Source organism: Megasphaera sp. UPII 135-E, from assembly GCF_000221545.1.
Classification (GTDB): domain Bacteria; phylum Bacillota; class Negativicutes; order Veillonellales; family Megasphaeraceae; genus Megasphaera; species Megasphaera hutchinsoni.
This window is the reverse complement of sequence record NZ_AFUG01000032.1, coordinates 66853-91411: the sequence shown is the minus strand read 5'-3', so window position 1 is coordinate 91411 and position 24559 is coordinate 66853. Positions and strand designations below refer to the sequence as shown.

The 24559-nt window shown below is 36.5% G+C and carries 22 protein-coding genes and 1 pseudogene; all 23 read left to right on the top strand.

The annotated features are described in order from the left end of the window. Positions 1–274: 274 nt before the first annotated feature. The 23 genes and pseudogenes from cysS to HMPREF1040_RS04685 all read left to right on the top strand — a co-directional run bounded on the left by cysS (position 275) and on the right by HMPREF1040_RS04685 (position 24456). A complete protein-coding gene (gene cysS / locus HMPREF1040_RS04795) occupies positions 275–1720 on the top strand; it encodes a cysteine--tRNA ligase (protein ID WP_007392729.1) in 1446 nt (481 codons plus the stop codon). Beyond that, complete coding sequence (locus HMPREF1040_RS04790; protein WP_007392747.1) at positions 1717–2208, top strand: Mini-ribonuclease 3; 492 nt, start codon at positions 1717–1719, stop codon at positions 2206–2208. The genes cysS and HMPREF1040_RS04790 overlap by 4 nt, the downstream gene beginning before the upstream one ends. Continuing rightward, a complete protein-coding gene (rlmB, locus tag HMPREF1040_RS04785) occupies positions 2201–2941 on the top strand; it encodes a 23S rRNA (guanosine(2251)-2'-O)-methyltransferase RlmB (protein WP_007392720.1) in 741 nt (246 codons plus the stop codon). Before HMPREF1040_RS04790 ends, rlmB begins: the two co-directional genes overlap by 8 nt. 334 nt (positions 2942–3275) lie before the next feature. Beyond that, the gene (locus HMPREF1040_RS04780; protein WP_007392790.1) at positions 3276–3809 is read left to right on the top strand and encodes an NYN domain-containing protein; all 534 of its coding nucleotides are present in this window, start codon (positions 3276–3278) and stop codon (positions 3807–3809) included. Further along, a complete protein-coding gene (gene sigH / locus HMPREF1040_RS04775) occupies positions 3806–4471 on the top strand; it encodes an RNA polymerase sporulation sigma factor SigH (protein WP_007392733.1) in 666 nt (221 codons plus the stop codon). The genes HMPREF1040_RS04780 and sigH overlap by 4 nt, the downstream gene beginning before the upstream one ends. A gap of 71 nt (positions 4472–4542) precedes the next feature. Beyond that, entirely contained in the window at positions 4543–4779 is a 237-nt protein-coding gene (gene secG / locus HMPREF1040_RS04770; RefSeq protein ID WP_007392735.1) for a preprotein translocase subunit SecG, read from the top strand. A gap of 50 nt (positions 4780–4829) precedes the next feature. Then, complete coding sequence (rnr, locus tag HMPREF1040_RS04765) at positions 4830–7142, top strand: ribonuclease R (RefSeq protein ID WP_007392757.1); 2313 nt, start codon at positions 4830–4832, stop codon at positions 7140–7142. After that, the gene (smpB, locus tag HMPREF1040_RS04760) at positions 7124–7594 is read left to right on the top strand and encodes an SsrA-binding protein SmpB (protein ID WP_007392800.1); all 471 of its coding nucleotides are present in this window, start codon (positions 7124–7126) and stop codon (positions 7592–7594) included. The genes rnr and smpB overlap by 19 nt, the downstream gene beginning before the upstream one ends. 12 nt (positions 7595–7606) lie before the next feature. Continuing rightward, positions 7607–7975 carry an arsenate reductase family protein gene (locus tag HMPREF1040_RS04755; protein WP_007392730.1) on the top strand — a complete coding sequence of 123 codons (369 nt, stop codon included), beginning with the start codon at positions 7607–7609 and terminating at the stop codon, positions 7973–7975. Positions 7976–8013: 38 nt separating this feature from the next. Further along, positions 8014–9225 carry a DUF819 domain-containing protein gene (locus tag HMPREF1040_RS04750; protein WP_007392792.1) on the top strand — a complete coding sequence of 404 codons (1212 nt, stop codon included), beginning with the start codon at positions 8014–8016 and terminating at the stop codon, positions 9223–9225. Positions 9226–9380: 155 nt separating this feature from the next. Next, entirely contained in the window at positions 9381–10262 is an 882-nt protein-coding gene (hslO, locus tag HMPREF1040_RS04745; protein WP_007392719.1) for an Hsp33 family molecular chaperone HslO, read from the top strand. Between the two features lie 2 nt (positions 10263–10264). Continuing rightward, a complete protein-coding gene (gene mtnP, locus HMPREF1040_RS04740) occupies positions 10265–11059 on the top strand; it encodes an S-methyl-5'-thioadenosine phosphorylase (RefSeq protein WP_007392802.1) in 795 nt (264 codons plus the stop codon). A 2-nt stretch (positions 11060–11061) separates the two neighbouring features. Beyond that, positions 11062–12132, top strand: a complete 1071-nt coding sequence (gene mtnA / locus HMPREF1040_RS04735; protein WP_036257642.1) for an S-methyl-5-thioribose-1-phosphate isomerase — start codon at positions 11062–11064, stop codon at positions 12130–12132. Between the two features lie 6 nt (positions 12133–12138). Continuing rightward, entirely contained in the window at positions 12139–13380 is a 1242-nt protein-coding gene (locus HMPREF1040_RS04730; RefSeq protein WP_007392725.1) for an adenosylhomocysteinase, read from the top strand. Positions 13381–13392: 12 nt separating this feature from the next. Continuing rightward, positions 13393–14673, top strand: coding sequence for an amidohydrolase (locus HMPREF1040_RS04725; protein WP_007392769.1), 1281 nt, complete (start codon positions 13393–13395; stop codon positions 14671–14673). A gap of 179 nt (positions 14674–14852) precedes the next feature. Further along, entirely contained in the window at positions 14853–15359 is a 507-nt protein-coding gene (locus HMPREF1040_RS04720) for an ECF transporter S component (RefSeq protein WP_007392803.1), read from the top strand. Then, positions 15356–16174 carry a pyridoxamine kinase gene (locus HMPREF1040_RS04715; protein ID WP_007392760.1) on the top strand — a complete coding sequence of 273 codons (819 nt, stop codon included), beginning with the start codon at positions 15356–15358 and terminating at the stop codon, positions 16172–16174. Before HMPREF1040_RS04720 ends, HMPREF1040_RS04715 begins: the two co-directional genes overlap by 4 nt. A gap of 15 nt (positions 16175–16189) precedes the next feature. After that, on the top strand, positions 16190–16849 hold the full coding sequence (locus HMPREF1040_RS04710) for a TatD family nuclease-associated radical SAM protein (protein WP_007392754.1): 660 nt from the start codon (positions 16190–16192) through the stop codon (positions 16847–16849). A gap of 143 nt (positions 16850–16992) precedes the next feature. Continuing rightward, positions 16993–20280, top strand: coding sequence for a transcription-repair coupling factor (mfd, locus tag HMPREF1040_RS04705; protein WP_007392799.1), 3288 nt, complete (start codon positions 16993–16995; stop codon positions 20278–20280). A gap of 27 nt (positions 20281–20307) precedes the next feature. After that, a pseudogene (locus tag HMPREF1040_RS04700) lies at positions 20308–21852 on the top strand (polysaccharide biosynthesis C-terminal domain-containing protein); the annotation flags it as partial. Further along, complete coding sequence (gene mazG, locus HMPREF1040_RS04695; protein WP_007392722.1) at positions 21849–22871, top strand: nucleoside triphosphate pyrophosphohydrolase; 1023 nt, start codon at positions 21849–21851, stop codon at positions 22869–22871. The pseudogene HMPREF1040_RS04700 and the gene mazG, both read left to right, overlap by 4 nt. 47 nt (positions 22872–22918) lie before the next feature. Continuing rightward, positions 22919–23197 (top strand): HU family DNA-binding protein, encoded by a 279-nt coding sequence (locus HMPREF1040_RS04690; RefSeq protein WP_007392768.1) that lies wholly within the window; start codon positions 22919–22921, stop codon positions 23195–23197. Between the two features lie 152 nt (positions 23198–23349). Then, positions 23350–24456: a glycosyltransferase gene (locus tag HMPREF1040_RS04685; protein ID WP_007392778.1), complete on the top strand. Its 1107-nt coding sequence runs from the start codon at positions 23350–23352 to the stop codon at positions 24454–24456. Positions 24457–24559 lie beyond the last annotated feature (103 nt).

The window sequence follows — 24559 nt, the reverse complement described above, 5'->3', positions numbered from 1 at the left end:
ATATATATTAAGCAATAATTATATAAGATATATGCAAGGAACAAAAATAATTGTACGGATACACTACAGAGAGAATAGGGGTAGCTGAGAACCTGTTTAGATTATGTATCAACAATGATGCCTTTGGGAGCATGCTGAGTGAATACGAGTAATTCAGTACGGTAACACCCGTTATGTGTGTAGAGATTATGGTATTGCCATAAAACAGAGTGGAATCGCGGGCCACCGTCTCTGTAGGGACGGTGGCTTTTGTTTATATTAGGGAGGATTACAGATGCGAGATTTATTTGTATATAACACATTGACACGAAAAAAAGAATTATTTAAACCGCAAACACCAGGACATGTAAATATTTATGTATGTGGGATTACCCCTTATAATCATTCTCATATGGGAAATGCTCGTCCTTTTGTGACATGGGATGTAATTAAACGGTATTTAAAACATTTGGGATATGAAGTAACACATGTTCAAAACTTTACTGATGTTGATGATAAAATTATCAATGCGGCTAATGGAGAAGGTGTATCATGGGATACGATTGCTAATCGGTATATTGCGTCTTATTTTGAAGTAATGGATGCATTGCATGTTCACCGCGCCGATATATATCCGCGTGTTTCTGAACATATGGATGCAATTTTTACCATGATTCAAACGCTAATTAATAAAAATATCGCTTATGTATTAGATAATGATGTATATTATAGTGTAGAAAAGTTTGATGGGTATGGTAAATTAAGTGGTCGCTGTTTAGATGATATGATGGCAGGAGCACGTATTGAAGTAAATGACAAAAAGAAACACCCTATGGATTTTGCTCTTTGGAAGGGAGCTAAACCAGGAGAACCAGCTTGGGATAGTCCGTGGGGAAAAGGTCGTCCTGGTTGGCATATTGAATGTTCTGCTATGAGTCATCAATATTTAGGTAATTCATTTGATTTTCATGGAGGGGGTAGTGATTTAATATTCCCGCATCATGAAAATGAAATAGCTCAATCAGAAGCATGTTTTGGACATGAACCGATGGTTCGATATTGGTTGCACAATGGATTTATTACTATTAATTCTGAAAAAATGAGCAAATCTTTGCATAATTTTTTCTTAGTTAAAGATGTTTTAGCTTATTACAAGCCTGATGCTGTACGATTTTTCCTTATTTCCAATCATTACCGCAGTCCTCTTGATTTTAGTGATGCTCGGTTAAAAGAAATGACTAGAAGTTTAGATAGAGTGCGTACATCCATTGTAAATGTATTAGCCTTATTGAATATGCCTACTGGTTCAAAATCGGCGGAAGCGGATAATCTGTTACAGGATGCAAAGCAAATTATGGAAGATTTTGAAACAGCTATGTGTGATGATTTTAATACGGCTTTAGCAAGTGCAGGGATTTTTGAATTGGCAAAAAAAGTAAATATTTATCACCAAGCAGTGGCACAACAAAAAGTAGCGGTAGATTCATCTGTTGTAACGGAAGTTAAACGTATTTTTAGAACGATGACTGATATTTTAGGTATTTTAGAGGATGCATGGCAAGAACAATCAGACGATGTAAAACAAACGGAGTATGCTGCTTTAGTTGAAACGATTTTAGATATTCGTAATGAATGCCGTGCTAATAAACAGTATGAACTAGCCGATTCTATTCGCAATAAATTAACTGAATTAGGCATCATAATTGAAGATTCGCCGCAAGGAGTACGGTGGAAAAAATGAAATTTGCACATTTGCAAGCACTCAAGCAAAAAGCATATCAAGCATTTTTAGAAAATCAGGTATTTGATAATTCTTCTAAAGATCCTGCCGCTTTTGATTCTTTATCCTTAGCCTTTATTGGCGATGCCTATTATTCATTATGTATGCGAAAAAAATTAATCACTTTAGGCATCCCTCATGTTCAGGTTACGCATTTGTTGGCAGCAGAATTTGTTTCCGCAAAGTGTCAATCATTTGTGTACCGGCATATGCAAACGATGTTGACTGAAATGGAGAAAAAAGTTTGTTTGCGTGCCAGAAACGCTCATTCACAAGTACCTAAAAGTGCTTCTGTTCAAGAATATAAGGAAAGTACGGCGTTAGAAGCTTTATTGGGATATGTTATCATCGCTCAACAAGAAAAACGAAAAGATGAATTGATGAAACAAATTATGTTATATGTACAACAATATTGTGAGATGATACATGGTAGGAGTCGTCATGAATAAAACAAAAAACTGGATTATAGGAAGAAATAGTGTAAAAGAAGCATTACGGGCAGGACGAAAAATACGCAAATTATATATTACTAAAGGCCGGCAATCAAAAGGTATACAAGAGATTATTACGCAAGCAGAACAGGGACATATTCCACTGGAATTTATAGCGACCAAAGACATGGATGCGTTATTTCCTACGACACGTCATCAAGGTATTGCTGCTGAAAGTGAGCCTATCGTGATGGTTGGGATTGATTCTGTTTTAGCGATGGTGGAGGCAAAGGGGGAAACGCCTTTTTTAATATTATTAGATGGCATTGAAGATGTGCATAATATGGGAGCGATTATTCGTACAGCCGAATGTGCTGGGGCTCATTCGGTTTTAATTCCTAAGCATCGCAGTGCACCTATTAATGAAACGGTAGGAAAAACATCTGCTGGTGCTATTGAGTATATGCCGCTTGTTTCTATTGGTAACGTTACACAGACGGTACAACGGTTACAAAAAAAGGGGTTCTGGGTAATCGGTGCAGATATGTCAGGATCAATTGAATACGATCAGGCAGATATGACGGTGCCGTTAGTTTTAGTGATTGGTAGCGAAGGGAAGGGGATTTCCCCCTTAGTAAAGAAACACTGTGATCTGCTTGTGCGTATTCCTATGTTTGGACAAGTTAATTCTTTAAATGCTTCGGTTGCATCTGCTATATTAATATATGAGGCGGTTCGTCAAAGGAAGTAATAAGTAATGAACGAGTTATTTATTAGTGGAGACCATACACTTATTTACGTGTGGTCGTAATTGAAAAATATATAGTGAATCAATGGGGAATGCACAAGAATTAGTAATTAATATATTATCTGGGGATGAAAAAGTGGCAGTAATAAAAACGAATTATCTACCATTTAAAACAAAGTAATGCAAGCAGTCTTCTTGTTAAGCCTGTGCAGATAAAGAAGCGCTACGATTTTTTTGCGCTTATACTTATATTTGATATGTTTATTCATTACATGTGCAGGTTTAATCGTTATATTTATAGATAAATATAACGATTTATCAAAGGAGGTAGTGGGTGATGAAAGATTTACTTATTGTTGATGGGTATAATGTTATTCATGCTTGGCCAGAATTAAAAAAGACATACAGTGAATCGATGGAGCATGCACGAGATCAATTAATTGATATAATATCAAATTATGGAAAATTTAAAGGTATAAAAGTAATTATCGTATTCGATGCTATGTATACTGTGGCGGATGCTAATTCTTATACTATGGGAGATGACTGTGAAATTATTTTTACCGCGAAAGGAGAAACGGCTGATACGTATATTGAACGTTTAGCGTATATACAAAAAGATAAAAGGCGTATAGTATATGTAGCTACATCGGATGGTTTTGAACAGCAGCAAATATTATCAACGGGAGCATATCGCTTATCTTCACGTGAGTTACATGGAGAAATAAAACAAATGAAAAAAGAAATGGATTATTACAAGCATACGCCAGGAAGTATATCTCCAATACAAGGTTCATTTAATGAGTTAAAAGAAAATGTTCGGAATAAAGTAGTATTAGATAAATTGGAAAAGTTGCGGAGGCAAAAATGAATAATAAATCCCCTAAACAGAGAGAGCATCGACAGTCATTATTTCAACGATATACGGATGAAGAAGTAGTGACTATATTACAAAAAACATATAATGATGAAGCGATGGAATACATTGTTAAGAAGTATCGTAATTTTATTAAAGCAAAAGCGCGTACTTATTTTTTAGTTGGTGCTGATCGAGATGATATTATTCAAGAGGGGATGATTGGGTTATATAAGGCTACTCGTGATTTTCGTAAGGAAAAGAATGTTTCTTTTCGCTCATTTGCAGAATTATGCATTACTCGTCAAATTATTACAGCTATTAAAACTGCTACACGTCAAAAACATATTCCGCTAAATACTTATGTGTCATTAAGTAAACCAGTATATGAAGATGAATCTGTACGAAGATTAGAAGACATTATTATCGGAATTAAAATTATGGATCCAGAAGAATTATTTATTAGTAAAGAAAACTATACGGATATGAAAATTCATTTGGAATCACTGCTCAGTTCTTTAGAACAGCAAGTATTGCACTTGTATTTAGAAGGGCAATCATATCAAGAAATGTCGCAATCTTTGCAACGTCCTGCTAAATCTATTGATAATGCCTTACAGCGGATAAAACATAAAATAGAAGTATATTTGAAAAACAGGGACAACGAGTGTCCTTAAAAAAGTGTTGATAGAAAATAAAAATCAGTGTAAAATATTAGTATTGAGTGTGTTTGTTAAGGAGGAATATAGTGGTTACGGTATTGGAAATAATCGTTATTATATTAGCGCTTTTATTAATCGGTGTAGTCGTGGCACAGAAAAGCAAAAGTCAAGGTATGGGTGCTGGTTTCGGCGGTGGTGCAGAAGATTTATTCGGCAGTAGAGCTCGTGGAATGGATGCCTTGCTATCTAAATTAACAATTATTATATCAATTGTATTTGCTATTTTAGTGTTACTATTAGGTGGAATGTTGAATTCGTATTAAGAAATGGATGGCCTGCGGTTTTCCGCAGGCTTTTTTTCATAGGAGGTCATATGGAATTAGATCTTAGCTGTGCTATAATGACTATATGCCATACAATGGCACCTCAAGGGGCAACTGTTGAGGATTGTGCGGAACAATTACACCTGCGAGGAAATGAATTATCTGCACTTTTTAAGACGTTTTCAACGTTAATTGAAATGGGCAAACTTGTAGAAACGTCTTCTGATAGGTATATCGTTAGCAAATCAAATCCGTTTCAACGTATAGGCATTTATAAACAGTATACGAAACAATTTGGCTTTTTAACTTCAATAGATGGCGAAGAGGATATTTATATTGCCGAAGAAGATCGACAAACGGCAATGCATAATGATAAAGTATGTGTTCAATTAAGACCCGCTATACAGGGAAAACATAAGCGCTCTGGCCAAGTAATATCGATAATAGAACGGGCAAATGAATATATTATCGGTACGTTTCGTTGGGAGAAAAAAGGGGCCTTTGTTCAACCAGATGATGAACATTTGCAAGAGGATATTTATATTGCTGATACCTCAGATATTTCTATACGTACGAGTGCTCGCGTACTAGTAAAAATTATTAAATGGCCCCAAGCTCATCGTAAGGCTGTGGGAAAATTAATCGAATTAGTTGGCTATAAAGGAGATAAAGACTTAGATATTAAAATTATTATGGCCAAGCATCAATTGCCCACTGCTTTTTCAAAAGAAACGCAACAAGAAGCACTAAAAATAGATAAAACAATTATTCCCCAGTCAGAGCGTTATGACTTTCGCGATCGCCCCTTGATTACTATTGATAGCGAAGATGCAAAAGATTTAGATGATGCGATTGATGTATGTCGATTGGCCAATGGAAATTATCGTTTAGGTGTGTATATTGCTGACGTCAGTTATTATGTTGCGGATGGTAATGCGATTGATCAAGAAGCATATCAGCGAGGAACGAGCGTGTATTTAGTGGATCGGGTTATTCCTATGCTACCAGAAATATTATCGAATGATATTTGTAGTTTACGTGCTGGGGTGGATCGGTATGCAATGGCTTGTGTCATGGAAATTACACCACAAGGGGCCGTTATTCACGCAGACATAGTCCCAGCTATCATTCACGTAAAACGTAGATGTAATTATGTGGAAATTCGTCGTGCATTGGAAGAAAAAATTATTCCGGAGGATTTATCGGTTTTTATGCCTATGATAAATGAGTTAAAAGCATTGGCTATTGACTTAAAACGAATGAGAACTAAGCGTGGGGCCATTGATTTTGATTTTCCCGAATATAAAATTTTTCTTAATGAAGATGGAATTCCTTTGCGTGTAGAAAAAAGAGCTCGAACGATAGCAGAACAAATTGTAGAAGAGTGTATGTTAATTGCGAATGAAACGGTTGCGTCTTATTTACAACAAACTAAAAATCCTTCTATTTATCGGGTTCATGACTTACCAGAAGAAGAGCGTGTAGATATGCTATATCGGGTATTGCATACCTTTTCCTTACGCTTACCCAAGAGGGAACATATTACGTCACGAACATTTCAGCAAATCATTCAAAATTCACTGGGAACGGCAGCTGAAAAAGTAGTACAACTTCTTATTTTACGATCTATGCAACAAGCGTGTTATGTAACTGAAAATAGAGGGCATTTTGGGTTAGCTTCTTCGTGTTATACGCATTTTACTTCGCCGATTCGGCGGTATCCTGATTTAATGGTTCATCGTTTATTACGACAATATTGGCAACACGGGCGGTTAACTAAAAAAGAAAGTGACATGTCCTTAGATTATCATAGGCAGGCAGCATTACATGCGAGTGAACGAGAACGGATAGCCGCAGAAGCAGAACGCGAAACGATTAATTTAAAAAAGGCGGAATATATGGCTGCACACGTTGGTGAAACCTATACTGCTCATATTACAGGTATTACATCCTTCGGATTGTTTGTCGGATTAGAGAATGGTATAGAAGGCCTAATTCATATTTCCTATTTAACGGATGATTTATATTATTTTTCTGAAGAGTCGTATACATTACAAAGCCGATATGGAGGAAAAATATATCGATTAGGGGAAGAAGTAGAGGTTACCTTAGTCCGCGTAAATGTAGAAAAAGGTGAAATTGATTTTATTTTAGGAAAGATTGATAATATTCATGATCTTGAAAGAATTATCGTACAAAAGGAGAAAAAAGGAAAAAAACGAATTAAAAAGAAGTCTCGTCAGACTACTCATGATTTATTTCATGCTGTTACGCATACCAAAAATGCACACTATACTAATAGACATCGGCGGCGTAAAAACGGGATTCATAGGAGGAAAAAGGAGTGGCACAAGCAAAAATAGGCGTAAAATATATTGCCGATAATCGTAAGGCTAGGCATGAATATTTTATTCATGAAACCTACGAAGCGGGTATTGCTTTGACTGGAACTGAAGTAAAGGCATTACGGCAAGGAAAAGTAAATATAAAAGATAGTTTTTGTCGTATTGATAAAGGCCAATTACTATTGGAAGCAATGCATATTAGTCCTTATGAACAGGGAAATCGTTTTAATCACGATCCCTTGCGTCAACGTATTTTATTGATGCATAAATATGAAATAAATAGACTTTGGGGAAAAATAAAAGAAAAAGGTTATACCTTAATTCCTCTGAATCTATATTTCAAAAAAGGACGAGTAAAAGTAACAGTAGGTTTAGCAACAGGGAAAAAATTGTATGATAAGCGTCAAGCTATTGCTGAAAAAGAAGCGAAAAGGGAAGCCAATCGCCATTTCAAAGAAAACAATAGATAAAGGAGAGAGAGTATGAACACGAAAAAAAATATATTTATTTGTTATAAAAAATGCAGCACTTGCAAAGCGGTACAAAATATGTTGGATGAACAACATATTACTTATGAAATTCGTGAAATTGATAAAGACACACCGACACAGGAAGAGTTATTAACATGGCATAAACAGGCCGGGATCCCGTTGAAGCGTTTTTTTAATACGAGTGGATTAGTATATCGTAATTTAGGTCTAAAAGATAAATTAGCCACTATGTCTATAGCAGAACAACTTGATCTATTGGCGTCTAATGGCATGTTAATAAAACGACCTATTTTTTTAAAGGGAACGGATGTATATGTCGGAGCCGATGTCAAAAAATACCTTGCTTCACGGGAAGAATAATATAGGGCTAAGTATGTTATTCTGAAGGAGGTTTTGGTATGCATTTTGGTTTTCAAGCAACAGATACATGGCCGTTATTATTTATCATGAGTGGAGCAACGGCTTTAGCTATTTATTTAGAACAACGCTATACGTGGGCTTCAAAAATATCGGGGGCTGTTATTACGTTGGTATTAGCATTGGTATTGGTAAACATACATCTTATTCCGACACATGCACCTCTATTTGATGTTGTCGTTTGGGATTATGCTGTTCCGTTAGCGATTCCTTTATTATTATTACAAGCGAATATAAAAAAAATATGGAAAGAAACGGGGCGGTTATTGCTTATTTTTCTTATTGGTTCAGTGGGAACTGTGTTAGGAGCTTTTCTTGCCTCCTTTATTTTTTGCACACATATACCTATGGTAGCACCCATTGCAGGCATGATGACTGGTTCGTATATTGGCGGAGGTATTAATTTTGTTGCACTGTCGGCAGCATTTCATACGGATACATCTTTAGTTTCGTCAACCGTTGTAGCGGATAATTTAAATATGGCATTTTATTTTTTAGTTTTATTATCTTGTGCCAGTAGCCGTTTTTTACAAAAACACTTTGCACATCCACATATTGAGGCTGCATTAGTTATGGATATGACCAAGGAAGCAAAAACACAGGCAGCAGCATATTGGGGGAGAAAAGATATTTCATTAAAAGACATTTCCTTGGATTTATTATATGCTGTTGCCGTTGTTACTATATCAAAAGTAATTAGTGGGGGTGTATCATATCTTATTTCAGATACAACGCCATTTCTCTCTTTTTTACATACTTTTTTTTCTAGCGAATATGTATGGATTACTATTTTATCAATGCTTTTTGCTACATATGGAGAAAAACAAGTAGCGGCCTTACGAGGAGCCCAAGAAATAGGTACTTATTTTATTTATTTATTTTTCTTTGTCATTGGCGTGCCTGCATCTATTAATGCTATTTTCCAAAATGCACCCTTTTTATTTGTTTTTTGTTTTCTCATTGTTGTTGTCAATATGTTAGTATGTTTTGTTTTAGGAAAAATTTTTCATTTTACGTTAGAAGAAATTATATTAGCTTCTAATGCGAATATTGGTGGACCGACAACGGCAGCTGGTATGGCTATAGCACAAGGATGGATTCATTTAATTGGACCTTCTTTATTGGTAGGTACTTTGGGTTATGTGATAGGCACCTATTTAGGTATTTTTGTTGGTACTGTGTTAGGTGCTTAATAGAGTATCTATATGGATAAAAAGAATGGGTTATATACCCATTCTTTTTTATCCGTTTATTAGGTTATATTATGTTACATTTTATCATTACTGCCACAGATGAGCGTTAATGTGGTATAATAAATTTACATTTCGTTGCAGAAAGGAATGAATATATGGTAACTGATCAGATTATTCATTATACATCCGATGCGTCTATTCGTGTGTCTATTGCGATTACACGCGAACTTACAGAAAAAGCCCGGCAATGTCATCAATTATCTCCAGTGGCTAGTGCTGCCTTGGGTCGTACGATGACAGGTGCACTTTTACTGGCGGGGGACTATAAAAACAAAGAAGGCGTTTCTATTTTATTTAGAGGTGATGGTCCATTAGGAACTATTCATGTAGATTCATTTGATACGGATAAAGTACGTGGATTTGTAGATCATCCGCATGTTCAACTTCCTTTAAAAGCAAATGGTAAACTTGATGTCGGAACAGCTGTTGGAAAGGGAACTCTCGCGGTCACTCGATTTACTCCTAAGCAAGATACATATAGTAGCCAGTCACAAATTGTTTCAGGTGAAATTGCAGAAGATTTAGCTTATTATTTATATACGTCCGAACAAATTTCATCAACGATTAGTTTAGGCATATTAGTTGATAGAGATTATACGATTGCGACGGCTGGGGGTTTTTTAGTACAAGCCTTGCCAGGGGCAACGGATGAGGCATTAGCAGAAGTAGAAAATAATATACAGAAAATTGGCCCAATTACAACGTACTTGCAACATGATGTACATGGTGAAGCATTAATTTCTAACATTTTAAAGGGATTTTCATATAAAGAACTTTATCGATATCCCGTATATTGGCAATGTACTTGTTCACAACAACGAATGGAAAGAGCATTATTAGCATTACGAGCCGAAGATAAATTATTATTATTGCAAGATCCACAAGTAGAAATGGTTTGCCATTATTGTGGACAACATTACGTATTACAACAAAAAGAATTAGCTGCATTATATAATAAAACGAATATGGAGGTATAACGGTGAGTGCAATTGCAATTATTGGTGGTACTGGCGTATGTGATGTACGTATGTTAGAACAAGTACAAGAAGGTTCGTTAGATACATTTTATGGAGTAATTCATTATTTACGCGGAACTTATAAGGGGAAAAATGTTGTTTTTTTACCCCGTCACGGAAAAAATCATTCAATTCCGCCGCACCTAATCAATTATCGTGCGAATATTTTAGGATTGAAACGGTTAGGCGTTTCCACTATTTTTTCTACTACCGCCGTAGGCTCGTTAAATCCAGAGATAAAACCCAATACACTGGTTATACCAGATCAATTTTTAGATTTTACGAAATCACGACACGCTTCATTTTTTGATGGTGGTGAAAATGGGGTAGTTCATGTAGACATGACTGAACCTTATTGCCAACAATTACGTCAAGTCATTTTAGAGGCTGCGAGGAGTATTCAGGAAGAAAAAATATCGCCAAAAGGAACTTATGTATGTACGGAAGGACCTCGTTTTGAAACGCCGGCAGAAATTAACATGTTTGCAAAATGGGGTGGTGATTTAGTTGGGATGACCAATGTTCCTGAGGTATGTCTAGCAAGAGAAGCCGAAATTTGTTATATTACTATTTCTATGGTCACTAATTTTGCTGCTGGAATTTCGCCGCACCAATTAACGCATGAAGAAGTGCTTGCATGCATGGATGAAAATGCCAAACGCATTCGTTCGTTAATTATGAAAGCCGTAGAATTATATGAAGATAAAGATTGTTCCTGTCGTCATGCTTTATCATATTATGGAGGTTTTATGGTGTAATGATGAAAACAATGGAATGGAAAGAGCAAACATTATATTTACTTGATCAGACGAAATTACCTGCACAAGTAACATATATCGCTTGTAAAACATGGCAAGAGGTTTATGATGCCATTGCTTGTTTAGTTGTACGAGGAGCTCCTGCTATTGGTATTGCCGCAGCGTATGGGGTAGTTTTAGGAGCATATACTACTTATCAAGAGCAGCAGAGTAATGAGTCAGCTGTATTTATTCAAGCCGTTTGTGATATCGGCAAGACCTTAGACCGAGCTAGACCGACAGCTGTAAATTTGCATTGGGCAATTATGCGTATGCTTGATTGTGCGGTGCGTCAACAAGATCATACTGTTGATGATATCATTAAGGAATTAGAACAATTAGCCATACAAATACATCAAGAAGATGTATTATTAAATAAGCAATTATCGATGGTAGGTACACAAGAATTAAGCAAAATAGGTAAACCACTTACCATTTTAACACATTGTAATGCTGGTGCATTGGCTACAGCTGCTATTGGTACAGCCTTAGGGGTAATTCGCGGTTTACATCAGAAAGGGTTTATTCATATGGTATATGCCGATGAAACGCGACCTTTATTACAAGGAGCAAGACTTACCGTAACGGAATTAATGGAAGATCATATTCCAGTTACACTGATTACGGATAATATGGCTGCTTGGACTATGGCACAAAAAAAAGTAGATGCGGTTATTGTAGGAGCTGATCGGATTGCTGCTAATGGTGATACGGCAAATAAAGTTGGCACGTATGGACTTTCACTGTTAGCACATTATCATCATATTCCTTTTTATGTAGCCGCCCCGATATCCACCTTTGATCGAACGATTGCTACAGGAAAGGAAATTCCTATTGAAGAGCGAGCAGAGGATGAAGTTCGTTGTTTTAACGGAAATTATTGCACGCCCAAACAAGCGTTGGTCTTCAATCCCGCCTTTGATGTCACCCCGCATGAACATATTACAGGAATTTTTACGGAATATGGATTTATTTCTAAACCTGATATGATAACTGTTTCTAGTTTTTTCATAGAAAATAATATAAAGGAGTGAGTGTATATGGAATCAATGATTAGAAATATCGCTTTAGCAGAAAGTGGTCACAAAAAAATTCAATGGGTAGAACGCTATATGCCCGCATTAAATGCGATTGGAGAGAAATTACGTAAAGACCAAACGTTTAAAGATAAAGTGGTGTGCGTAAGTGTACACCTAGAAGCAAAAACAGCTTATTTAGCAAAAGTATTACATGAAGCAGGTGCCCGTGTGATTGTTACAGGAAGTAATCCTCTATCTACGCAAGATGATATTGCGGCAGCATTAGTAGAAGACGGGCTTACTGTATATGCTTGGTATGGGGCAACGGATGAAGAATATTTTCAGTTTTTAAATAAGTCTTTAGATCATCATCCTCATATTATTATTGATGATGGAGGAGATCAGGTGAATTTGCTGCATACGACCCGGCAAGATGCCATGGAAAATTTGTTAGGTGGCACGGAAGAAACAACAACTGGTGTAGTTCGTTTGCGTGGATTAGATAAAGACGGCCTCTTAAAATTTCCTATGGTTGCAGCTAATGATTCTTATTGCAAGTATTTATTTGATAATCGTTATGGAACAGGACAATCTACATGGGATGGCATTATGCGTACAACAAATTTAACGGTTGTTGGTAAAAAAGTTGTTATCGCTGGTTATGGTTGGTGCGGTCGTGGATGCGCTATGCGTGCTAAAGGCTTAGGGGCTCATGTCATCGTAACCGAAGTAGATCCTATTAAGGCTATTGAAGCTGTATTCGATGGTTTTGAAGTAATGCCAATGGCGGAAGCTGCTAAAATTGGAGATATTTTTGTTACCTTAACAGGTGATAAAGACATTATTCGCGGCGAACATATAAAAAACATGAAAGATGGGGTATTACTAGCCAACGCAGGCCATTTTGATGTCGAAATAAATAAGCCTGAATTAGAAGCTTTAGCTGTACGTTCTTTTGAAGCAAGGCATAATATTCAAGGATATGAATTAGCAAATGGACATATTATTAATTTATTAGCCGAAGGCCGCTTAGTTAATTTAGCCGCTGGCGATGGGCATCCAGCCGAAATTATGGACTTATCTTTTGCTATTCAAGCCTTAGCAGCAAAATATATATTGGAACATCACCAAGAATTAGAAAATCATGTTCATGTATTACCACATGAAGTTGATATAGAGGTAGCTAAGATTAAGTTACAATCAATGGGATATGCTATTGATACTTTGACGGCAGAACAAAAGGCATATTTACATTTAGATTAAGGAGTTTTAGCGATGCGAAAATTAATAACGAATATAGCCCTATATCAAAATCATAAGGTAACCGAAGGAAAGAATATTGATATTCAAGACGATCGAATTATCGGTTTTCCCGATACGTATCAACGTACGGATTATGATGAAATTATAGACGGTCAGCATATGTTAGCGTTGCCGGGCTTTGTTAATACGCATAATCATATCGCCATGACGGTGTTTCGTAGTTATGCCGATGATATGCAGTTGATGGATTGGTTAACACAAAAAATTTGGCCCGCTGAAGATAAATTAGATAGTGACATTGTGTATGCCCAAACTACACTGGGCATTGCCGAAATGATTCGTTGCGGAACGACGTCATTTGCAGATATGTATTTTTTCATGTCCGATGTAGCTAGGGCTGTAGCGGATACAGGAATTAGGGCTGCCTTAAGCAGAGGTATGACGGGTATTACTCCTAATGCTCAAGACGCGTTAAAAGAAAGTCGAACCTTTTTCTATGATTGGAATGGAAAAGCAGATGGTCGAATTACGGTTATGCTTGGTCCACATGCTCCCTATACATGCCCCCCTGCATATTTACAACAAGTCGTTGACTTAGCACATGAATTAGGCGCAGAAATTCATATGCATTTAAGTGAAACAAAGGGTGAAGTAGAAGATATCCAAAAACAATATGGTAAAACGCCTATAGCCTTAGCTGATGAATTGGGTATTTTAGATTGCGGTTGTTTAGCTGCTCATTGTGTTTGGGTGAATGATGACGATTTGACAATTATGAAGAATAAACATGTTCGAGTTGCACATAATCCCGGTAGTAATTTTAAATTGGCCAGTGGAATTGCACCACTTACTAAAATGTTACAAAAGGGTATTACGGTGGGGTTAGGAACAGATGGGGCTTCCAGTAATAATAACTTAGATATTGTGGAAGAAATGCATTTAGCATCTTTAGTACACAAAGCAAATACATTAAATCCCCTGGTTATTTCAGCTGATACGGCAGTTCAATTATTGACTATAGGTGGGGCAAAGTGTTTAGGCTACAAGGATATCGGTACATTAGATATTAATGCTAAAGCGGACATTACATTAATTGATAGAGAAGGATTACATTGGTATCCAAAAAACGATCCGTTATCATTATTTGTATATGCGTCAAATAGTATGGATGTGGATACCGTTTTAGTCGATGGGAAAGTTTTATTACGGCATAAAGAATTCACTACGATTGATATTGAAAAAGTAAAATTTGAAGCGGAACGAACAAAAGAAAAACTATTTTCATCGTTATAATGAACTATATTATGTAAAATAGCAGATTCTGTATATGAATCTGCTATTTTTTATGTTCTCGTCGATATAGGACAGAAAAAACATAAACTGTATTATTTACGTCCGAAAAATATTCATATAAAATAATATACAGATTAATCAATTTGAGAATGGACATTCTCTCATAGGACGTGTGAAATATGACAACTAAAACACTATGCTATACAGCTATTATGATTGCTTTAGTATTTTTATTAACATTTATTCCTAAAATACCAATTCCTTTTGGCTATGCTCATTTAGGTGATTCTTTGATTTTTGCCTTACCGTTTTGCCTTCATAGTCGATCGTCTGCTGTAGCCGCCGGAGTAGGCTCGGCTTTAGCGGATTTATTTGGCGGTTTTCCTATATGGATTATACCTACTATTATCATAAAAGTTATTATGGTATATGTTATCGTCTATGTTTTAAGAGAACAACGGTATTCTTTATCTATCCTTTCGTGGAAAGTATTTTTCGCTATTTTACTATCTTCTATTTGGATGGTTATAGGCTATTCTGTTTCTGGAGGATTACTTTATGGTGTACCAGCGGGTATTGCTATGATACCAGGACTTATCGGTGAAGGCATTGTAAATCTTATTATTGCATATGGAATTATCACTGCTGTACGCTCACTCTTAGCGAGTCAAAGAGGTACTATATGACGCAATTACGAATGGCATTACTTACTGATTTTACGGGGATTGGTCGCTGTTCCGCAACCGTTGATATTCCGATTTTAGCGTCTTTAAAGATTGAATCATGTTTAGCGCCTACGGCTATTTTATCGGCACATACTGGCTTTTCTACATATTATATGCAAGATTTTAGTCCTTATTTTTCAAGTTATGTAAAAGCATGGCAAGAGAACCATGAAACTTTTTCAGGTATTATGACTGGATTTATGGGTTCAGCCACACAGATTGATCTGGCTTATGATTTTATACAAGCGTTTCCTACTTCTTTTGTGATGGTGGATCCAGTTATGGGAGATAATGGCAAATTATATGACACATATAATCCGGTTATGTGTAAAAAAATGCGTTCTCTTGTATCATTATCTACTATTATTACACCTAATGTGACCGAAGCGTGTGTATTAGCTGCGTATCCTTATGATCCTTTTATCGCTTCTAATAAGGAAAAAATGAATAAGTTAATTACATGTTTAGCTAAGTTAGGTCCTAATAATATTGTAATTACGGGTATTGAAAAAGGAAATGCCATCGGTAATTGTATTTATCAAAAAGGAAAACCTTTGCAATGGGTTTGGAGAACGAAAGAAAATGCTTCCCGTAGTGGTACAGGTGATGTATTTTCAGCTGTATTAGGTGGTATGTTGTTACGAGGTACGACCATAGAAAAAGCAGTTGGTAAAGCTGCTGATTTTGTAGCAACCGCATTATGTGCAACCGATAAATTAGGCATTCATTCAAATTATGGTTTAGCGATAGAAGAAGTATTAGAAACATTATGGTAGAGGGAGGTATATAAAATGATTATATATACAGTGGAAAAAGGGCGATATTATACCGTGTCAGATAGCATTAAGCGACATCCTAACGGTAAACGCTCATGTTATATTAACATAACTAATCGTTGTACCTGCGACTGTACATTCTGTTTGCGTACGAAAAAAAAGATGGCAAAAACATCTTCGTTATGGCTAAAACGGGAACCTTCATGGGAAGAAATAAAACATGAATTAGATCATCTTCCGTGGCCATTGGTATCAGAAATTGTGTGCTGTGGGTTTGGAGAACCGACAATGCGTTTAGATATCGTTATTTCTATTTTTCAGTATGTAAAAAGTAATCATCCGAATATACATACACGTTTAAATACCAATGGTCTATCAGATTTATATTATCAACGTTCTACTGCCGAGGATTTTTATGGTAATATTTTAGATACTATTTCCATTAGTCTAAATGCATCTAATGCCGATAAATATGTCGAGCTTACGCGGAGTCGTTTTGGAATTCAATCATATGATCATATGTTAGCTTTTGCCAAATCATGTAAAACGGTAGTAAAAGAGGTAGTTATGACTATTGTTGACGCTACTTTAGATGAGGAAGAAGTAGCAAAATGTCATCAAGTCTGTTCTTGTCATGGTCTTTTTTTGCGAATACGACCATATGAGGAAAATTAGAGAAAACAGCGTATATAAATAAGTATATACGCTGTTTTTCTTTGGGAAGCATGTAACCATATTAAATATGAAGTAAGTGTGCTATAATGACAACGTATTACATAATATAATGAAATGCGTTGATAGATGAGAGAAGAGGAACAATGAAGCAATTATTTAAATGGTTGGATCAAGAAGAAAACCTCCGGCAGATAAAAAACTTTTTTATCAATGGAGGATGTAATCATATTCATGGCGTTGGAGGATCGGCAAAACACATTCTTGTTGCACAGGGAATCGATACGGCTCTGGGTGTAACGCTATTGATTACATCCTCGTCTGAAGAAATGGAGAAGTGGAAGTCGGATTTACAATTTTTAGTACCGACTATTCCTATTTTCACATTTCCTTTTGTTGTACAAGAATTGTTTTCAACTGCTGCCAAAAGTATGGAACGAGTCGCTCGTCAAATGGAAGTATTAGCTCAGCTACGAGAAGATAAAAAATGTATTATTCTAACTACAGTTGAAGAAGCTAGTCAATATATTATTGCACCATCACAATTAGATAATCGAGTAATTTCCTTCGAGGTGAAACAAGAATATGAACGTGCAGCATTATTAGAAAAATTAATTCAAAATGGCTATGAACGAGTCGAATTAGTTGAACGTTGCGGGCATTTTTCGATACGTGGTGATATTTTAGATATATACGCGGTAAATCAAACGAAACCAATACGCTTAGAATTTTTTGGTGATACCATAGAAAAAATTCGTTTATTTGATGTATTGTCGCAAACTTCCATTCAAACGGTAGAGCAAGTACAGGTTCTTCCTTTTTCCTTATCTTGGGACGAACATCAACCGTATAACGCTACTATTTTGGATTATTTGCATAAAGGACAGATTATTTGGGATGAACCTAATAGGTTACGTGATAATTTAAAAAAAGCATTAACTGAGTCGGATGATTATGTATCACATCTTTGTCCATGGCGAACATGGGTTACTCGGACATATCCCTGTTCACAAGTGCTTATATCCCTGTTATCCCCAACCTTTTATGATATGAAAGTCGAATCGTCTATTCATCTTGTTACTAAACGCATGTCGAGTTTTCAAAAACAATTTTCTTTATTAAAAGAAGAATTGCTCCACTGGCATGCTGAAGGTAAAACGGTTGTACTGGTTATTGATAATCTTAATCGCAAGGCTTCATTACAGGCATGGATGCAACAAGAAGGTTTTTCCATAGAAACCCATATTCCTGATACATTGCAAAAAGGTGTTTGTTACTTAGTAACGGGAAATTTACAAAATGGGTTTGAATTTCCGCATGCACATTTAGTTATTTTGTGTGAGCGGGATATTTATGGTATGCAAAAACGCCGTCTGTTTTTAAAACATACTCAAAGTCAGAAAATAAATACATTTACCGACTTAAAAAAAGGCGATTATGTAGTTCATCATTCCCATGGTATTGGTCGGTATATGGGACTAAAAACCATGGAAATTGATGATGTTCATAGAGATTATTTAGAAATTCATTATGCTGGTAATGATATTTTGTATGTTCCTATTGAACAAATGGCATTAGTTCAACGCTACATAGGGAACGAAGGTGATATTCCAAAATTGCACCGCATGGGAGGGAAAGATTGGCAAAAAGCACGTGCCAAAGCACAAAAATCAGTTGATAATTTGGCAGAGAAATTACTATCTTTGTATGCGAAAAGAGAAGTCGTATCTGGTTTTGCTTATCCACCAGATACACCTTTTCAAAGAGAATTTGAAGAGGCGTTTCCTTATGAAGAAACAGAAGATCAATTACGTGCTGTTGCAGAGATTAAAAAATATATGGAAAGACCTTTTCCTATGGATTGTTTGGTTTGTGGTGATGTAGGATTTGGTAAAACGGAAGTAGCCATGAGGGCTATTTTTAAAGCAGTAATGAGTCATAAACAGGTAGCCGTATTAGTACCGACTACGGTCTTGGCACAACAACATTTTCTTACGTTTACGGAACGGCTAGCTTCTTTTGGAGTCCAATGTGAAGTATTAAATCGTTTTCGGTCAGTAAAAGAACGAAAAAATATCTTAGCTAGAACAAAATTAGGACAAGTAGATGTACTTATTGGTACACACAGTATCTTGAATAAACAGGTTCAATTTAAACAATTGGGCTTATTAGTTGTCGATGAAGAACAACGATTTGGGGTAGCACAAAAAGAAAAATGGAAATCTTTAGCAGCACATGTTGACGTACTATCATTAAGTGCTACGCCTATTCCCCGCACATTACATATGTCGTTAGTAAAATTAAGAGAAATGTGTATTATGGAAACGCCTCCTATAGATCGCTTTCCCGTTCAAACCTATGTAACGGAGTATGATCCTACGGTTATTCGTGAAGCGATTACGCGCGAAAAACGTCGCGGGGGACAAGTCTTTTTTATTTATAACCAAGTAGAATCAATGGGTTACATGAAAAATGAATTAGAACGATTAGTTCCAGAGTTTTCTATTGCCATGGCACATGGTCAAATGTCAGGGGCCATGTTAGAAGCAGTTATGTTTGATTTTTATGAAGGCAAATATGATATATTATTATGTTCTAGTTTAGTTGAAAATGGCTTAGACGTAGCAAATGCAAATACGATTATCGTATATGATGCGGATCATTTTGGATTATCGCAGCTATATCAGATGCGTGGGCGAGTAGGGCGGAGTCATAATTTGGCCTATGCTTATTTATGTTATCGGAAAAATAAAGTGTTATCAGAAATTGCGGAAAAACGGTTATCTGCAATTAAAGAATTTACTGAATTAGGTTCAGGGTTTAAAATTGCGATGCGAGATTTAGAAATTCGCGGTGCTGGAAATTTATTAGGACGTGAACAGCATGGCAATATTGCAGGCGTTGGTTTTTCTATGTATTGTCAAATGTTAGAAGGTGCCATTAAACGGTTGCAAAATGGTATAAGCGATGAAACGGAACGTATCGAAACGGTATTAGATATACAAGTAAATGCCTATATTGATAATGAGTATATAACGAATAATGGTCAAAAAATAGACATATATCAGCGCCTTGCTATAGCAGATACATCAGATGAAATAAACGCATTAGAAAAAGAACTGACCGATCGCTATGGCACTATGACAGATCCTGTCATAGCATTGCTACAAGTGGCTATTATACGCGTGGCTGCACGTAAATTAGGGATTACCTTGATTTCACAAAAAAAGGATTATGTCGAAATAAAATGGCAACAGGTGGCACAAATGCCACATCTATCTGCCTTAGATCCAGCGTTACAAAAACGGGTTCGCTATATACGAGGATTACCAACGGTATGGCGTATTGATTGGATGCAGGAAATGGATATTATTTCCTTTATCAATTATTTGATAAAGGTATTTTGCTTACAACGAAAGGGGACTAAAAAGTGAAGGGGACCACTTTTTTTAAAAGGGGCGTTAATACTCACGTTAGCTGGTATTATGGTAAAAGTATTAGGTGCAGCCAATCGTATTTTATTGTCCCGGATGTTGGGCGGTGAAGGTATTGGTTTATATCAAATGTCATATCCTATATATATCCTCTTTCTGAGCATCATTGGAGCGGGTATTCCTATTGCTGTTTCAATTATGATTGCTGATGAAGCGGCCAAAGGAACGCAGGGACATGTACAAGGTGTATTTCGTGTTATTTTAACTTTTGTAGTAGGTATAGCAATTCTTTGTGGGATTCTCTTTGCACTGAGTGCACACGTATTCATTGCTTTTTCTTTTGTACGAGATGCTCGGGCATTACCTAGTTTGTTAATACTAGCACCAGCGTTAACGCTTTCTATTATTGCCTGTTCTTTTCGAGGTTATTTTCAAGGGTTACAACAAATGATTCCAACGGCAATATCCCAAATTGCGGATCAAGGAATACGCGTATTGACCATGCTTGTATTCGCAGCCATTGGTTTATCTCATGGTCTTATGTGGGGAGCCGTGGGAGCGGCAGCCGGTGCTATTCCTGGTGCGATAGCAGGTACAGTAGTGATCATAGGATGGTATTATTATCAACATCGACCTAAAGTAGAAGCGGCCGTAGCCGTATCGGTTTCTTCCGGTATGGTGATTAAACGATTAATTATGTTAGCTATTCCCGTAGCTGCAGCCAATATGTTACTTCCACTTATTGCTAGTATTGATTTATTTATCGTTCCCAAACAATTAGAAGTAGCCGGTTATACTGTACATGAAGCTACGGCGTTATTTGGATATCTCAGTGGCATGGCGAATGGGGTCATTCAAGTTCCTGCTATTTTAACGATTGCCTTAGCAACTAATTTAGTGCCCGCCGTTTCTTCCGCTTATACCCAGGGAAATATTGAGGTTATTACGTCAAGAATGAACACTTCTATACGTTTGGCCCATGTGATTACAATTCCAGCATTTTGTGGCTTAAGCATTCTTGCTGTGCCTATTTCTATACTGTTATATAATACGCCTCTAGCAGGACCTGCGATACGGGTATTATCTATATCCATCGTATTGCTGGGCATGCAGCAATTAACTAGTGGACTACTACAAGGTATGGGACGTACAGCAATTCCTTTATGGAATATGATTATTGGAGCCATAGTAAAAGTATTTTTAAGTTGGCATTTAACGGCTATGCCCACGTTAGGTGAAGTTGGGGCAGCATGGGCAACCAATGCGGATTTAGCGATAGCAGCTGGATTGAATTTATATTTTGCTCGGAAGCTAGTTCATTATCAAGTACCATGGAAATACTTAGGTCGTGTATGTATAGCCGCGATAATTATGACTGTTGTTGTAGGGGGAATATATGTTATTTGCAACCCCTATATGGGGAATGCTATGGCTACGATTTTGGCAATTATCCTAGGCGTAATTTGTTATGGAATTAGCTTATTTGCTGTGAAAGCGGTTCGCAGAGAAGACGTGGGGCACCTTCCATGTATTCATCATCATGTAATGCCGTCAAAAAAGGAGACTGAATGAAAAATATTGAAATTATTTATTTAGGTACTAGCGAAACGGATAAAACATATCGTCCATGGGAAGATGAGGGCTTTATTGCATCATATAAACCGATTATTTCGTATTTATTAGATACAGCCCTCGTGTGCGATATTGTTCATACCGTACCAGGTGGTCCAGAAATGGCAGAAAAGATACGAATAATGCTTGTAAATGAAAGCTCGAAAAGGGACAAGACCCGTAATCATATGCCTTTTGACATTACTCCGTGTATTCACGTTATTGAAACGTTACGTGGACCCAGTGGTTGTAGTTGGGATAAAGCACAAACATATCGTACCTTGCGTAGATATTTACTTGAAGAAGTGTATGAAATGTTAGATGCTGTTGATCAGGGTGATATGGATGGAATTTATGAGGAATTAGGCGATATCCTTTATCATGTTGTTTTACACGCACAAATCGCTTCAGAAGAGGGCTATTTTACACCTCAAATGGTCGTTTCTCATGTCACAAAAAAAATGATTACACGTCATCCTTATGTTTTTAGCATAAAAAGACTTGAAAATACTGCCGCTGATATGGTAAACTGGGATAGATTAAAGCAGAGAGAACGGCGACAGCAACATATTCGCTTGTTAGATGGTGTTGTAAATGGTATGCCTTCCTTATTAACCGCTTATAAGTTGCAAGAGAAGTCTGCTCAAGTGGGATTTGAATGGAAATCAATTGCATCTGTATGGGATAAAGTGAAGGAGGAATTACAAGAATTCTGTGAAGCTATACAAGAGGGTGATCCTGTTCATGCTGAAGAAGAAGCCGGTGATGTGCTGTTCATCTTTGCTAATGTATGCCGACGCTATCATATAGAGCCGGAATGCGCGTTACATCGCACTAACAGAAAATTTTATCGTCGTTTTGCACACGTAGAAGAGCGTGTACAGCAAGCCGGAAAAACTTGGCAAGATTTTTCGTTAGAAGAATTAGAATCATTTTGGCAAGAAGCAAAAATTCTGGAAAGAAAAAATGAAGATAAATGATTTGCTAGTAAAAATGACAGATGTAACTATTAAAAGGAGGATTTTTAATGAATAAGACAGAATTGATTGCTAATGTAGCAACAAAATCCGATTTAACGAAAAAAGATGCCGAAAAAGCAGTAAAAGCTGTTTTCGAATCGATCAGTGAAAGTCTTACTAAAGGCGATAAAGTACAAATTATTGGCTTTGGTACTTTTGAAGTTCGGCAACGTAAGGCACGTGAAGGCCGTAATCCACGGAACAACGAACCGATTAAAATTGCAGCATCTAAAACTCCGGCTTTTAAGGCAGGCAAACAGTTAAAAGATCTTGTAAATAATAAATAAGGTTAAATGATAGAGGAGGGCCGCGGTATATACGGCTCTTTTCTTTATCTTTTGATAAGAAAAATGATAAGAAAAAACATTTGTTTTCCGACATTTTATTTTGAAGTGGTGAGCAGTGTAGACGTGTATTTTTTCATAAAGAAGGAATCGGTATGATGAAAAAGAAGATACTTATCTTTTCCGCTTCCATAGGAACTGGACATACGCAAGCAGCCCGAGCAATAGAAGAATATATTCAACAAAAATCGGATGAATATGAAATTGAGCATATCGATTTTTTATCGAATGATGCCTTATCGATTGATAATATTGTAAAAGAAACCTATATTAAAATATTAGATTTTTTTCCGATGTTATATGATTTAATGTATTATTCTTCACAGGGATATAAAAAAGGAAGATTTATTAAAACGTTGATTGCACGTGGCTTAAAACGACGTATGTTAAGCGTGTTAACCAATAGAAAACCGGATATTTTGATATTTACACACCCTTTTCCTGCAGGAGCAGCTGCGTTATTGAAACGACAACATCGTATTTCTATGCCCTTGATGGGAGTGATTACAGATTTTGCGATCCATCAATTATGGGTGTATCCACAATTAGATCAATATTGCGTAGCGACCGATTCACTCAAGCAGTTGTTACAGCAACAAGGAATTCAAGCAGATAAAATTGCTGTTACAGGTATTCCTGTACGCTCCGTGTTTAGAAATCAAGTATGGCAATGGGGACAAGAAACCAATCATAAAAATCATATTCTTATCATGGGTGGAGGATTAGGTATGGGGTCTATTCGGCAATCTCTTGTTGCACTTGATCAAGTACCATTAATCGATTCTTTTTCTGTGGTTACTGGGCATAATACTGATTTATATGATGAAATTTGTGAATTACGGTCTACGCTGCAACATCCCGTCGAAGTGTTAGGCTATACACAAGAAATTCCCTCTTTAATGGCTCGCTCTGCCTTATTAGTCACTAAGCCTGGTGCCTTGACTTGTACGGAAGCAACGACAATACAAATTCCACTTGTTTTATATAGCCCTATACCAGGCCAAGAAGAAGCGAATGCAACTTATATGTGTAAAACAGGATGTGCTCATTGGGTAAAAAATGAAAAAGAATTGAGCAATATGGTAACTACTTTGTTAGCCAATCCAGCAGAATTAGAAAAAATGTCTAAAGCAAGTGCGTTGTGTCAAACCGATGGTATGCAAATTATGGAAGACAAAATTAAATTATTATTACAAGAATAATAAAGGGATTTTTTGTTTACTATACGGCTATTCTAAAATAGTATGTAAAAACAGTCGCAGGTGAGCTAGAAAGCGACTGTTTTTTTATATGGACGAAAAGGAT